Source organism: Riemerella anatipestifer ATCC 11845 = DSM 15868 (assembly GCF_000252855.1).
Lineage (GTDB): Bacteria > Bacteroidota > Bacteroidia > Flavobacteriales > Weeksellaceae > Riemerella > Riemerella anatipestifera.
Genome location: NC_017045.1, coordinates 950,175 through 963,297, shown reverse-complemented (window position 1 = coordinate 963,297; position 13,123 = coordinate 950,175). Strand labels below are relative to the sequence as shown.

16 protein-coding genes are annotated in these 13,123 nt (G+C 35.8%); 15 read left to right on the top strand and 1 reads right to left on the bottom strand.

Annotation, left to right across the window (positions count from 1 at the left end; translation table 11 throughout):
• Positions 1 to 5 precede the first annotated feature (5 nt).
• The 15 genes from RA0C_RS04705 (at position 6) to rimO (ending at position 12,549) form a co-directional block, all read left to right on the top strand.
• A complete protein-coding gene (locus RA0C_RS04705) occupies positions 6 to 1,163 on the top strand; it encodes a glycosyltransferase family 4 protein (RefSeq protein WP_013446895.1) in 1,158 nt (385 codons plus the stop codon).
• The gene (locus RA0C_RS04700; RefSeq protein ID WP_013446894.1) at positions 1,156 to 1,761 is read left to right on the top strand and encodes a sugar transferase; all 606 of its coding nucleotides are present in this window, start codon (positions 1,156 to 1,158) and stop codon (positions 1,759 to 1,761) included. Before RA0C_RS04705 ends, RA0C_RS04700 begins: the two co-directional genes overlap by 8 nt.
• A gap of 2 nt (positions 1,762 to 1,763) precedes the next feature.
• The gene (locus RA0C_RS04695) at positions 1,764 to 2,405 is read left to right on the top strand and encodes an acetyltransferase (protein ID WP_013446893.1); all 642 of its coding nucleotides are present in this window, start codon (positions 1,764 to 1,766) and stop codon (positions 2,403 to 2,405) included.
• Positions 2,406 to 2,416: 11 nt separating this feature from the next.
• The gene (locus RA0C_RS04690) at positions 2,417 to 2,650 is read left to right on the top strand and encodes a hypothetical protein (RefSeq protein WP_013446892.1); all 234 of its coding nucleotides are present in this window, start codon (positions 2,417 to 2,419) and stop codon (positions 2,648 to 2,650) included.
• 2 nt (positions 2,651 to 2,652) lie between these two features.
• The gene (locus RA0C_RS04685; protein WP_013446891.1) at positions 2,653 to 3,705 is read left to right on the top strand and encodes a 3-oxoacyl-ACP synthase III family protein; all 1,053 of its coding nucleotides are present in this window, start codon (positions 2,653 to 2,655) and stop codon (positions 3,703 to 3,705) included.
• Between the two features lie 14 nt (positions 3,706 to 3,719).
• Complete coding sequence (locus RA0C_RS04680; RefSeq protein ID WP_013446890.1) at positions 3,720 to 4,115, top strand: VOC family protein; 396 nt, start codon at positions 3,720 to 3,722, stop codon at positions 4,113 to 4,115.
• A 2-nt stretch (positions 4,116 to 4,117) separates the two neighbouring features.
• Positions 4,118 to 5,704 carry an HAD-IIIC family phosphatase gene (locus RA0C_RS04675; protein ID WP_013446889.1) on the top strand — a complete coding sequence of 529 codons (1,587 nt, stop codon included), beginning with the start codon at positions 4,118 to 4,120 and terminating at the stop codon, positions 5,702 to 5,704.
• Between the two features lie 8 nt (positions 5,705 to 5,712).
• Positions 5,713 to 5,943, top strand: a complete 231-nt coding sequence (locus tag RA0C_RS04670; RefSeq protein WP_013446888.1) for an acyl carrier protein — start codon at positions 5,713 to 5,715, stop codon at positions 5,941 to 5,943.
• 7 nt (positions 5,944 to 5,950) lie between these two features.
• Positions 5,951 to 6,694: an SDR family NAD(P)-dependent oxidoreductase gene (locus RA0C_RS04665; protein ID WP_013446887.1), complete on the top strand. Its 744-nt coding sequence runs from the start codon at positions 5,951 to 5,953 to the stop codon at positions 6,692 to 6,694.
• 39 nt (positions 6,695 to 6,733) lie between these two features.
• Positions 6,734 to 7,867 (top strand): aminotransferase class I/II-fold pyridoxal phosphate-dependent enzyme, encoded by a 1,134-nt coding sequence (locus tag RA0C_RS04660; RefSeq protein WP_013446886.1) that lies wholly within the window; start codon positions 6,734 to 6,736, stop codon positions 7,865 to 7,867.
• 155 nt (positions 7,868 to 8,022) lie between these two features.
• Positions 8,023 to 8,607, top strand: a complete 585-nt coding sequence (locus RA0C_RS04655; RefSeq protein ID WP_004918306.1) for a sugar transferase — start codon at positions 8,023 to 8,025, stop codon at positions 8,605 to 8,607.
• 32 nt (positions 8,608 to 8,639) lie between these two features.
• A complete protein-coding gene (rfbC, locus tag RA0C_RS04650; RefSeq protein WP_013446885.1) occupies positions 8,640 to 9,185 on the top strand; it encodes a dTDP-4-dehydrorhamnose 3,5-epimerase in 546 nt (181 codons plus the stop codon).
• A gap of 10 nt (positions 9,186 to 9,195) precedes the next feature.
• The gene (gene rfbB / locus RA0C_RS04645; protein ID WP_004918309.1) at positions 9,196 to 10,278 is read left to right on the top strand and encodes a dTDP-glucose 4,6-dehydratase; all 1,083 of its coding nucleotides are present in this window, start codon (positions 9,196 to 9,198) and stop codon (positions 10,276 to 10,278) included.
• Between the two features lie 4 nt (positions 10,279 to 10,282).
• The gene (gene rfbA / locus RA0C_RS04640) at positions 10,283 to 11,140 is read left to right on the top strand and encodes a glucose-1-phosphate thymidylyltransferase RfbA (RefSeq protein ID WP_004918312.1); all 858 of its coding nucleotides are present in this window, start codon (positions 10,283 to 10,285) and stop codon (positions 11,138 to 11,140) included.
• 104 nt (positions 11,141 to 11,244) lie between these two features.
• Positions 11,245 to 12,549 carry a 30S ribosomal protein S12 methylthiotransferase RimO gene (rimO, locus tag RA0C_RS04635; protein ID WP_004918313.1) on the top strand — a complete coding sequence of 435 codons (1,305 nt, stop codon included), beginning with the start codon at positions 11,245 to 11,247 and terminating at the stop codon, positions 12,547 to 12,549.
• 10 nt (positions 12,550 to 12,559) lie between these two features.
• Here rimO and RA0C_RS04630 read toward each other — a convergent pair whose 3' ends face one another.
• A complete protein-coding gene (locus tag RA0C_RS04630; RefSeq protein ID WP_004918315.1) occupies positions 12,560 to 13,051 on the bottom strand; it encodes a dihydrofolate reductase in 492 nt (163 codons plus the stop codon).
• Positions 13,052 to 13,123 lie beyond the last annotated feature (72 nt).

Sequence of the window (13,123 nt, the reverse complement as noted above, 5' to 3'; positions counted from 1 at the left end):
TAAGTATGCAGAAAAGAAAATTATTTAGAGTAACCACAGTTCCTATTTCTCTTTATGCTTTGCTGAGAGGACAACTGAGGTATATGTCTGACCATTTTGATGTTTGGGGTATTTCATCTTTCGGAAAAGAACTTCAGTTGGTAGAGGAGGAAGAGGAAGTATGTGTTTCCGCAGTTGAGATGTCAAGAAAAATAACGCCTTTTCAAGATTTAAAATCACTTTGGAAAATGTGGCTCTTGTTTAGGAGAGAGAAGCCTTGTATCGTTCATACACATACACCAAAAGCAGGGTTGATTGGGATGTTGGCATCTAAATTAGCAGGAGTTCCTATTCGTTTACATACAGTGGCGGGTCTACCTCTGATGGAAACCAAAGGAGGTAAGCGTAAATTATTGGATTTTGTAGAAAAATTGACTTATGCTTGTGCTACCAAAGTGTATCCGAATTCTAAGGGGTTGTATGATTTTATTGTGGAGCAAAAATATACTTCAATAGATAAATTGAGTATTATAGCGAATGGTTCTTCAAACGGTATCAATACCACTCATTTTTCTCCCAAACAAATAAGTGAGGAATTGAAAAAGCAATTAAGGAAAGAACTGGATATTAAAGATACTGATTTTGTTTACATTTTTGTAGGTAGATTAGTTGGTGATAAAGGGATTAATGAGTTAATAAAAGCTTTTAAACAAATACAGAAACAAAATATTAAATTACTTTTAGTAGGAGCAGAAGAAAGAGACTTAGATCCTTTAAAAACTGAGACTATTCAAGAAATTGAAAGGAATAAGAATATTATAGCTGTTGGATTTCAAAAAGATGTAAGGCCTTACTTTGCTATTGCTGATGCTCTTGTGTTTCCAAGTTATCGGGAAGGCTTTCCTAATGTAGTTATGCAGGCAGGAGCTATGGGACTTCCAAGCATTGTGTCAAACATTAATGGATGCAATGAAATTATAGAGAATAACAAAAATGGGTTAATTGTTCCATCGAAAGATGTAGAAAGTCTTCGAAAGGCTATGCAAATCATTATAGATGATGATAATTTGTATTTACGGTTAAAAGAAAATAGTAGAGAAATGATTGTAAGCTGTTATCAGCGTGAGTTTGTATGGGAAGAATTATTAAAAGAGTATAATAAGCTAATTAGAGAGAATGTATAGAGATTTTTTTAAACCTATTATGGATTTCACTTTGGCTCTTGTTGGTTTCTTGCTATTAAGTCCTGTTTTTATTTTAGTTACAATAGGTTTGTTTTTTGCAAACCAAGGGAAGCCTTTCTTTTTTCAGAAAAGACCTGGGAAAAATGAACGTATTTTTAGTATCATTAAGTTCAAAACAATGAATGATAAAAAAGATGCTAATGGTAATTTATTGTCTGATGCAGAACGCTTAACAGCAATAGGTAAATTCGTTAGAAAAACATCGTTAGATGAAATTCCGCAACTATTAAATGTAATTAAGGGAGATATGAGCTTAGTTGGTCCAAGACCTCTACTACCACAGTATTTGCCATTATATAATGAGGAACAGAAAAAAAGACATAATGTGCGTCCTGGCATTACAGGTTGGGCTCAAGTCAACGGCAGAAACGCTATCTCGTGGCAGCAAAAATTTGAATACGATGTTTGGTATGTAGAAAATATCTCACTATCTTTGGATATCAAAATTTTATTATTAACGGTAAAGAAAGTCTTTGTCTCCGAGGGGATTTCCCAAGAAGGACAGGCAACTATAGAGCCATTTAAAGGGAATGAATAGTTATGAAAAAAATAGCAATTATTGGAGCAGGAGGTTTTGGGCAAGAGGTATTTTGCATCTGGAAAGATTTGTTGATTACACAGCAGCAAACTTTTGAATTTATAGGTTTTTTTGATGATGATACACTGGTTAAAAGCAATGCCTATGGTAAGGTATTAGGAAAAGTGGAGGGCTTGAACAATATTGATTATTCCATAGAAGTCGCTATTGCCGTTGGGAAACCCATACACCTAAGTACGATAAGTACATTATTAAATAACAATAATATTTCTTTCCCTAATATCATACATCCCACAGCGGTATTTTATGACAAAGAAAATTTAGTTTTGGGAAAAGGAAATATTTTTGCTCCCAATACTATGCTAAGTTGTAATGTAACCATAGGTAATTTTAATATTTTTAATACTAGGGTTACCATAGGGCATGATAGCAAGGTAGGAGACTTTAATGTATTGAGTCCCAATGCGCAAATATCAGGAGGGGTGGAAATAGGTAATCTCAATTATTTAGGTTTTAATTGTGGGGTTATTCAACAAAAAAAGATAGGAAACAATAACATATTAGGTGCAGGGAGCATATTACTTAGAAGTATTAAAAGCGATTCCACTTATATTGGAAACCCTGCTATAAGAGTTAATTTTTAAAATAAAATACAATGAATGAACAAACTTTTTTAGAGCATTTTGCTTCTATATTCGATGAAGTTGAATTGGAAGAAATAACCATGGATACCGAATTCAAAAATTTTGAAGAGTGGAGTTCCCTTACTGCTTTGGGATTACTTGCTGTAGTGGAAGAAGAATATGAGGTAACTCTTACACATAACGATATCAAAGGGGCTACTCTGGTACGCGATATTTATGAAATAGTAAAAGATAAAACCGAATAATAATGGCATTTTTACAAATTCCTAATGTACATATCAAGGGTATCGCAGCTTGTGTGCCTAAAAAAGTCGTAAAAAATGAAAGCCTTACAAATATTTTTCCTCAGGAAGAGTTAGAGAAAATTATTAACTCCGTTGGTATTAAAGAACGAAGAATCGCTGATGCTAGTATAACGGCATCTGATTTGTGCATGAAGGCTGCTGAAAAACTATTTGCCGATTTGGAAATAGATAGAGAAAGTATAGATGTGTTGATATTTATGTCTCAAACCAGCGATTATAAAATTCCTGCCACAGCACCGATATTGCAACAAAAATTAGGACTTAGTAAAGATTGTGCTTGTTTTGATGTTACTTTGGCTTGTAGTGGCTATGTATACGCTTTAACAACGGCTTTTACTTACCTTAATCTACCTAATGTGCGTAGAGTGTTGCTTTTAGATGGCGAAACATTTTCTAAAATAGTAAATCCTAAAGATAAAACCAATGCGTTGCTTTACGGAGATGCAGGTACGGCTACTTTGTTAGAAAAGAAAGAGGGAGAACATTTTTCTAGTTTACTAAAAACCGACGGATCAGGTTGGGATGCTGTTATGATAAAAGCGGGAGGATGTAGAGTGCCTACCACGCATCAGTCTTTTCAAGAATATGAAAGAGAGGACGGTAGTTTGGGTGATGATACTCAGATATATATGAATGGAATCGATGTATTCAATTTTACTATGAAAGTAGTTCCTAAAAGCATTAAAGAAATCACGGAAAAATGCGAAATAGCATTGGAGGATATTGATAAAATCATATTTCATCAAGCCAATAAATTTATGACGGATTTCTTTACTAAGAAATTGAAGTATCGTTCAGATAATGTTCCATATAGTTTAGATAAATTTGGAAATACAAGCTCTGCTACCATACCGCTTACCATTGTTAGTGAACTAAAAAATTGGCAAAGCGAGAGAAAAAGAGTGTTAATTAGTGGATTTGGTGCTGGATTATCTTGGGGAGCTGCTATTTTAAACTTAGATGGGACACATATTTCGGATTTACAAGAAATCTAAAAAAACACTGAACAATGAAACTACATCATTACGGTTTTGCAACCAAGTCTATAGATAAAAGCCTAAAAGAATTTGAAAAAATAGGCTACACAGCGACTAGTGAAAAAATTATAGATCCCATACAAGGGGTAGAGCTTTTGTTCATCGGTAATGATACGAGTCATTTAATAGAGCTGGTATCTCCATTGGACAAAAACGATAGCCCAGTAACGAAAATATTACAAAAAAATGGAGCTTCCCTCTATCACATTTGTTATGAGGTAGAGGATTTAGATGTTACAATAGAGGATTTCAAAAAAAAGAAATTTTTGTTAGTGTTAGCCCCAACGCCTGCAGTAGCATTTAACAATAGAAGAATTAGTTTTATGTACAATACACATTTAGGTTTAATAGAATTTTTAGAAAAATAATAATGTCAAAATATATATATAGAAACTATACGATAGAGTATCTATTTGATGCTCAAGATGTTTTTAGTGGGTATGGAGATGTTAGTAAACCTACACAAGGGCATAGCGATTATATAATCTTTTATCAGATAAATCCTTCACTGTCTCCAGAGGAGCAAATTAACGAAATAGAGGATATAAAGTCTAAAATTAATTTTATTCTACATTCGGGACTCACAGGTAGGGTCATAATCTTTACTCTGTATCGAGATACCAATCGAGATTGGAATATCAAAACACCCGAACTTTTGAATGCAATAGATTCTTTTAATATACAGTTTTTGCAAGAAAAATCGGCTCAATATGGTCATGTGAAGATATTGGATATCAATCGCTTTTTACAAGAACAAAAACTGCCTATTATAGAATGGCGTTTCTTTTTTACCTCTCAAATGCCTTACAATCCCAAATTTTCCAAGGCATTTAAGGATTGGTTTTATAAACAAACTCATGCGTTGGATTTGAAGAGAAAAAAATGTATTGTTTTGGATTGTGATAATACCTTGTGGGGAGGGGTTGTGGGCGAAGAAGGTCCTTTTGGTATTAAATTGGGTATGGATTATCCAGGAATTTGTTTTCAAAGCTTTCAGAAACTGCTTTTAAAGCTTTCGGAGAAAGGAGTGATATTGGCTGTTTGTAGCAAAAATAACTTAAAAGATGTACAAGAGGTTTGGGACAAAAATCCTAATCATTTGATTAATAGTAATGTGCTTTCGGCGTATCGAATTAATTGGCAGGATAAGGCATCGAATATTAAATCCATAGCCGAAGAGTTGAATATTGGCACGGATAGTTTTGTTTTTATAGACGATAATCCTGTAGAAAGAGGATTGGTAAAGGAGTTTTTGCCAGAGGTGGCGGTGCCTGATTTTCCGGATAAACCTTATGAGTTGGTTAACTTTTTTTGGCAGGTATACCACGATTATTTTATGGCATATGAGTTTTCTGCGGAGGATATGAAGAAAACAGAACAGTATAAACAAAATTTCTTCCGCAACGAAAGTAAGAAAGCCTTTGATGATATGGACGACTATTTGTCGAGTTTGGGCATGGAGATAGACATTATTCAAGCCAATGAAAGTAATATTTCCAGAATTGCTCAAATGACACAAAAAACCAATCAGTTCAATCTTACAACCAGAAGATACACACAAGAGCAGTTACAATATATGTTATCGCAGGGAGCATCTATCTATTGTGCCCATGTAAAGGATAAATTTGGAGATAATGGTATTACCATTGCTGCGATTATTACAGAAAAAGAGCAGTGTTTACATCTAGATTCGTATCTTTTGAGTTGTAGAATATTAGGTCGAGAGATAGAAAAAACGGTACTTTTGGCATTGATTGATAAAATTAAAAAAGAAAAACAGCTTAGCAATATTACGGCAGAGTTTATCCCAACTAAAAAAAATGCAATGGCAACTAATTTTTTAGAAAAAGTAGGATTTACTCTAATAGAAACGACGACTGACGGTGTTAAAAAGTATCGCTTAGAGCATTCTGAAAAATTACAAATGAAAGATTATTACAAAATAACATTTAAATAGAAAGCCTTATGAAAGAGAAAATAATTAAAATAATGGCAGAAGTTTTTGAGATGGATGAGAATAGCTTTCCACAAGAAATTTCACAAGAAACGGTAGAAAATTGGGATTCGCTCCGTCATCTTAACCTTATTGTAGAGATAGAAGAGTCTTTTGATGTATCTTTTGAGCCAGAAGAAATTTCCGAAATGATTACTATGGACAAGATTTTGGAAATGCTTCAAAAACAGGGAAAACAATAAATAATTGATGAAACTAAAAAAGATTTTAATTGTTGGTGCCTCTTCAGGTATCGGGAAGGCAACTGCCATCACGTTAGCTAGTCAAGGTTTTCAACTTGTTTTGATGTCTCGTAATGTTGAAAAATTAACAGAGGTATCCCAACAATGTAGTGGAGACGGGCATCAAGTATTTTCAGTAGATGTTACAGATGAAGAAGCCTTGTATAACGCTATAGCAGAAAGTCTTCAAGATGGTATTCCATACGATGGTTTTGTGTATTCTGCGGGCATGGAAGCCACGATTCCCTCTAAGCTGATTAAAAAGGAATACTTAGAAAGAGTATTGTCCGTAAATAGCATACCAGCAGTGTTAATTTCTAAATGTTTGCTGAAGAAAAATTACCTTTCTTCCCAGGGGGCAAGTTTTGTGTTGGTTAGTTCGGTAATGGGACATTTGGGACAAACGGCAAAAACAGCCTATTGTATGTCCAAACATGCTCTTTCAGGGATTTCAAAGGCGTTATCCCTAGAGTTGGCTCCTAAGAACATACGAGTAAACTGTGTGCTTCCCGGAATGGTAAAAACCGATATGTCTATAAAAATACTAGAAAGTATCAGCCAAGAAAATATACAAAAGATAGAAAGTATGCATCCTTTGGGATTGGGACAGCCAGAAGATGTTGCCAATACCATTAAATTTTTACTTTCAGAGGATTCTAAGTGGATAACTGGAGTAGATATCCCCGTAGATGGTGGATATAGTGCACAATAAAGTGAAACTTTGCGAAGCAAAAAAAATAGATTTGATACCATGAACACAAAAATATGGTTATCCTCTCCACACATGGGAGGAAATGAACAAAAATATATCAATGAGGCATTTGCTGAGAATTGGGTAGCCCCATTAGGTCCTAATGTTAATCAATTTGAAGAAAGTATTAAAACCTATTTGGGACAAAGTGTAGATGTGGCAGCCCTCAGTGCGGGCACCGCTGCATTACATTTAGCTTTGATTATTTTAGGGGTTAAAATGGGAGATGAGGTCATTTGTCAGAGTATGACTTTTTCGGCATCGGCAAATCCTATTGCTTATCAAGGAGCTACACCTGTGTTTATTGATAGCGAAAAAGAGACTTGGAATATGTGTCCATTAGCTTTAGAAGATGCTATTAAGGAGAGATTGTCCAAAGGTAAAAAGCCGAAAGCCATTATCGTTGTCCACCTTTACGGAATGCCAGCAAAAATGGATGAACTGATGGCAGTTGCTTCTAAATATGAAATTCCCATCATTGAAGATGCGGCAGAGGCTTTAGGAAGCAGCTATAAAGGACAGAAATGCGGTACTTTCGGGGAAATGAGTATTTTGAGTTTCAATGGTAATAAAATTATTACGACTTCAGGAGGTGGAGCCTTGCTCTGTCAGACCTCTGCACAGAAAGAAAAAGCGGTGTTTTTATCTACTCAGGCAAGGGATAACGCACCACATTACCAGCATTCTGAAATTGGGTATAATTATAGAATGAGCAACATTTGTGCAGGGATAGGCTGTGGACAAATGGAGGTTTTAGATGAAAGGATTTCTCAGCGTAGAGCCAATCATCAGTTTTATATTGATTTGTTCAAAAATATAGAAGGAGTGGAGGTATTCGCAGAGCCATCGGAAGATTACTTCTCTAACCATTGGCTGTCAGCAGTGGTGATTGATGCTCAAAAGGCTGGTTTTTCCAGAGAGGATTTACGCTTGAAATTTTTGGAAGATAATATCGAATCTCGTCCATTATGGAAGCCAATGCATTTGCAACCTGTTTTTGCTGAGGCTCCATATTACGGTGGTCGGGTGGCGGAGCAGTTGTTTGAAAACGGATTGTGTTTGCCTTCGGGGTCTAATTTAACCGATGCGGATAGACAGAGAATATCAGAAGTGGTTTATAAACTGAAAAGTTAGGGCGTATCCCTCTCCAACGCTATTACCAGCCGCTGGGGTCGGGCTATCGTTCATACGCCTCGGTCATTGCCGCTCCGCTTCGCTCCGCGGCATCCTCCCTTCGGGGGATTCACTCTATCCCTTACGCGGGTACTGTGGTTAAATAAATGAGTATTATGAAAGGAGAACAATACGCCTATCTGAAAATAAAATACACACTCGCTAGAATCTTAGCGGGTGTTATTATTGTTGTTATATTTCCTTTACTTTTGTTTTTGTTAATATTGGTATCTGTAGATACATTTTCCTACGGAATTTTTGTACAAGATAGGGTAGGGCAGTATGGCAAGCTATTTAGGATATATAAGTTTAAAACCATTCGTCCGGTTTCTCGTAAAATATCAAGTATAGGTGCTTTTTTAAGAAAAACTAAGTTGGATGAGCTTCCCCAATTGTTCAATATTTTGAAGGGAGAAATGAGTTTCATCGGACCTCGTCCAGATGTGTCGGGCTATTATGACGGTCTCAAGGGAGAAGATAGAAAATTACTGATTTTAAAACCAGGACTTTTATCAGAAGCGAGTTTAGAATACAGAAACGAAGAGTACCTCTTGAATCAAAAGGAAGACTCATTGAAATATAATGATGAAGTTATTTTTCCACATAAAGTCAAACTAAATTTAGAATATCTAGAGAAATTATCCTTTAAAGAAGACCTAAGACTGTTGCTAAAAGCCTGTAATATTTTTTTCAATAGATAAAAAACTTTACTTTTGTACAGCATATTCAAATTATGAAGATTAAAGAAACGCCACTAAAGGATTGTTACATCATAGAGCCTACTATTTTTGAAGACGAAAGAGGTTACTTTTACGAGAAGTTTAACGAGAAAAAATTTGAGGACCTTACGGGAATGAATGGGCATTTTGTTCAAGATAATATTTCTAAATCGTCTTATGGGGTTCTTAGAGGGTTGCACCTACAGAAAGGAGAGCATGCCCAAGCGAAACTCGTATCTTGCTTAGAGGGGAAGGTTTGGGATGTGGCGGTGGATTTAAGAGAAGATTCGCCTTCGTTTGGGAAATGGTATGGAGTGGAATTAACGGCAGAAAATAAGTTACAGTTTTATGTGCCGAGAGGCTTTGCTCACGGCTTTGCGGTGTTGAGTGAAATGGCAGTTTTTGCCTATAAATGTGATAATTTTTACAATAAGGAGTCTGAAGGCGGAATCCTTTGGAACGATGCGGATTTAGCTATAGATTGGAAGTTGGATGAGACAGATGTTATTCTTTCCGAAAAAGATAAAGTACAGTTGCCATTTTCTAAAAAGAATTTTTAAAAAATAAATGATGAAATCAATTATAATAACAGGCGGAGCAGGTTTTATTGGCTCTCATGTGGTAAGAGAGTTTGTAAAAAACTTGCCTAATACCAAAATAATCAATTTAGATGCCCTAACTTATGCGGGGAATTTAGAGAATTTAAAAGATATTGAAAACGAACCCAACTATACTTTTGAAAGGGCAGATATTACCAAAGTAGAAGAGTTAAGAAAGGTATTTGAAAAACATCAGCCTGATGCGGTGGTGCATTTGGCGGCGGAGAGCCATGTGGATAGAAGTATTACCGACCCTAACGCTTTCATCAATACCAATGTGATGGGTACGGCTAATTTATTAAATCTTTGCCGTGAATTTTGGACGCTTAATCCAGAGCATACGCACGGGAATTTCCCAGATGAGCCTAGGCAAAACCTATTTTATCATGTTTCTACTGATGAGGTTTATGGGGCTTTAGGTGAAACGGGATTTTTCACTGAAGAAACGCCTTACGATCCGAAATCACCTTACTCGGCGAGTAAAGCAGCTTCCGACCATTTGGTAAGAGCGTATGGTAACACTTACGGAATGCCTTTTATTGTGTCTAACTGCTCTAACAACTATGGTCCGAATCATTTTCCTGAGAAATTAATTCCGCTTTGTATATCTAATATTATCAACGAGAAACCGTTACCTATTTATGGTGATGGTAAATATACAAGAGATTGGTTGTTTGTAATTGATCATGCAAAGGCAATTTTCCAAATTTTCCACGAAGCTAAAACAGGCGAAACTTACAATATTGGCGGTTGGAACGAGTGGCAAAATATTGATTTAATTAAAGAACTTATCAAGCAAATGGATGCCAAGTTAGGTCGTCCAGAGGGATATTCCGAAAAGTTAATCACTTTTGTGAAAGATCGTCCTGGGCATGATAAACGCTATGCGATAGATGCTACGAAACTCAATAAAGATTTAGGTTGGAAACCAAGCGTTACTTTTGAAGAAGGTTTGGCTAAGACTATCGACTGGTTTTTGAATAATCAAGATTGGTTGGAAAATGTAACCAGCGGAGCTTATCAAGAATATTACAAAGAGCAGTATAAAAATTAAAACTATGAAAGGAATTATACTTGCAGGAGGTTCTGGTACAAGGCTTTACCCATTAACTATTGCGGTGAGCAAGCAGCTAATGCCTGTTTATGATAAGCCGATGATTTACTATCCGGTTTCTACTTTGTTGTTGGCGGGGATTAGAGAAATCCTTATCATCACGACACCGCACGACCGAGAAGGCTTTAAAAAACTCTTGGGTGATGGCTCACAAATTGGTTGTAGAATAGAGTATAAAGTACAGCCAAGCCCAGACGGATTGGCACAAGCCTTTATTTTAGGGGAGGAATTCATTGGTGATGATTCGGTAGCTTTGGTATTGGGTGATAATATTTTCTATGGTACAGGGTTACCGCAGTTGTTAAATAGTAAGACTGAAATCAAGGGAGGTTGTGTGTTTGCCTATCAAGTTTCTGATCCAGAAAGATATGGAGTAGTAGAGTTTGATTCTGAAAACAAAGCGATTTCTATTGAGGAGAAACCTGAGAATCCAAAATCGAATTATGCGGTTCCAGGACTGTACTTCTACGATAATCAGGTGGTAGAATTTGCTAAAAATTTAAAGCCTTCACCAAGAGGCGAATTAGAAATTACGGACATCAATAAAATTTACTTAGAAAGAGGCGAGTTAGAAGTTGGAGTAATGAGCCGAGGAACAGCATGGTTAGATACAGGAACATTTGATTCTTTACATGAGGCTTCGGAGTTTGTGAAAGTTTTAGAAAAGCGTCAAGGTTTCAAAATTTCTTGTATTGAAGAAATTGCCTATAAAAAAGGCTTCATCAATAAAGAGCAACTTCTAAAATCAGCGGATAAATACGGTAAAAGTGGTTATGGAGAATATTTAAGAAGAATTTTGTGACAATTTCTTAGACAAATAAATATCAATAAGGTACATCTTTATGAGGTGTACCTTTTTATTTGTGTAAAAATCCCTAAATTTGCAGGCTTTTAATCCATAATGTTATGAGAACTAAATCCACAGGAAAGAAAAAAATCAATGTAGTAACGCTAGGGTGTTCAAAAAATTTGTACGACTCGGAGGTGCTTATGGGGCAGCTTAAAGCCAACGGAAAAGAAGTGGTGCATGAGCAAGAGCGTGGAGATATTGTGGTAATTAACACTTGTGGATTTATAGATAATGCGAAAGAAGAATCTATCAATACAATATTAGATTATGTAGAGGCGAAGAACAGAGGCGAAGTAGAGCAAGTTTTTGTAACAGGTTGTCTTTCGGAGCGATATAAGCCAGATTTATTGAAGGAAATTCCTGATGTAGACCAATATTTTGGGACGAGGGATTTACCTATTTTACTCAAACATTTAGGAGCAGATTATAAGCACGAATTAGTAGGAGAAAGATTGACGACGACTCCTAAGCATTATGCTTACCTTAAAATATCAGAGGGCTGTGATAGACCGTGTTCGTTCTGTGCTATTCCGTTGATGAGAGGAGGACATGTTTCTACACCGATAGAAAAATTGGTAGAAGAAGCGAAAAAATTAGCTAAAAAAGGAACTAAAGAGCTCATTTTGATTGCACAAGATTTAACTTATTATGGTTTAGATATTTATAAGAAAAGAGCTCTAGGAGACCTTTTAAAAGAGTTGGTAAAAGTAGATGGTATTGAGTGGATAAGACTACATTATGCTTTCCCTACGGGATTTCCAGAGGAGGTATTGGATATTATCAGAGAAGAGTCTAAAGTATGTAATTATATTGATATTCCGTTGCAGCATATCAATACTGATTTGCTAAAGTCTATGAAAAGAGGGACAACGCATGAAAAAACCAATGCTCTTTTAAATAAGTTTAGAGAGAAAGTGCCAAATATGGCGGTGCGTACCACTCTTATTGTAGGCTACCCAGGAGAGACGGAAGAGCGTTTCCAAGAATTGAAAAACTGGGTAAAAGAGCAAAGATTTGATAGGTTAGGTTGTTTTACTTATTCTCACGAAGAAAATACTACGGCGTATCAGTTAGAAGATGATGTACCTCAGGAGGTTAAAGAAGCTAGAGAGGAAGAAATAATGGCGTTACAATCTCAAATTTCTTGGGAGAAAAATCAAGAGAAAGTAGGGCAGGTATTCCGTTGTATTTTTGATAGAAAAGAAGGTAATTACTTTGTAGGGAGAACCGAGTTTGACTCTCCCGATGTAGATAATACTGTATTGGTGTCGGCAGAAAATACCTATATCTCTATCGGCGAGTTTGCTAATGTTCGTATCACTTCCGCAGAGGAATATGACTTATACGGAGAGTTGGTTTAATCGTATTTGATTATTTCTGTACTCTTTCATAAGTTTGAAAGCAAAAATTATAAGGGTTTTGCTCGTCCTTTTCATGGCAAATTTCATCAGTTTTTAGCCATTCTTTTGGGTTGATTTTTGGGAAAAAGGTATCTGCCTTTAGAGTGGTATCCACTAAAGTTACTTCCAGTCGGTCTGCTTGGTCTATGGTCTGTTCATAAATGCTGCCACCACCGATGATGAAAATATTTTCGTCTATTTTCTTGGCAAATTTAATAGCTTCCTTTAAAGTACCAACAATCAGAATACCTTCCTCAAACCAATCTTTTTTTTGACTAACCACGATATTAGTTCTGTTGGGTAGAGGTTTTCCAATGCTTTCATAGGTTTTTCGCCCCATAATTATAGGGTGCCCTGAGGTTAAATTTTTGAAGTGTTTCAAATCTTTAGGTAAATGCCAAAGAAGTTGGTTATTAAAGCCTATTTCATTATTTTTACCCATTGCTACAATGATGGTGGTCATTTTTATACTATTTTTTGACAAATTTAGCATATAATTTGTATATTCGGTGCAGATTTAATTTTAATTTAAAAA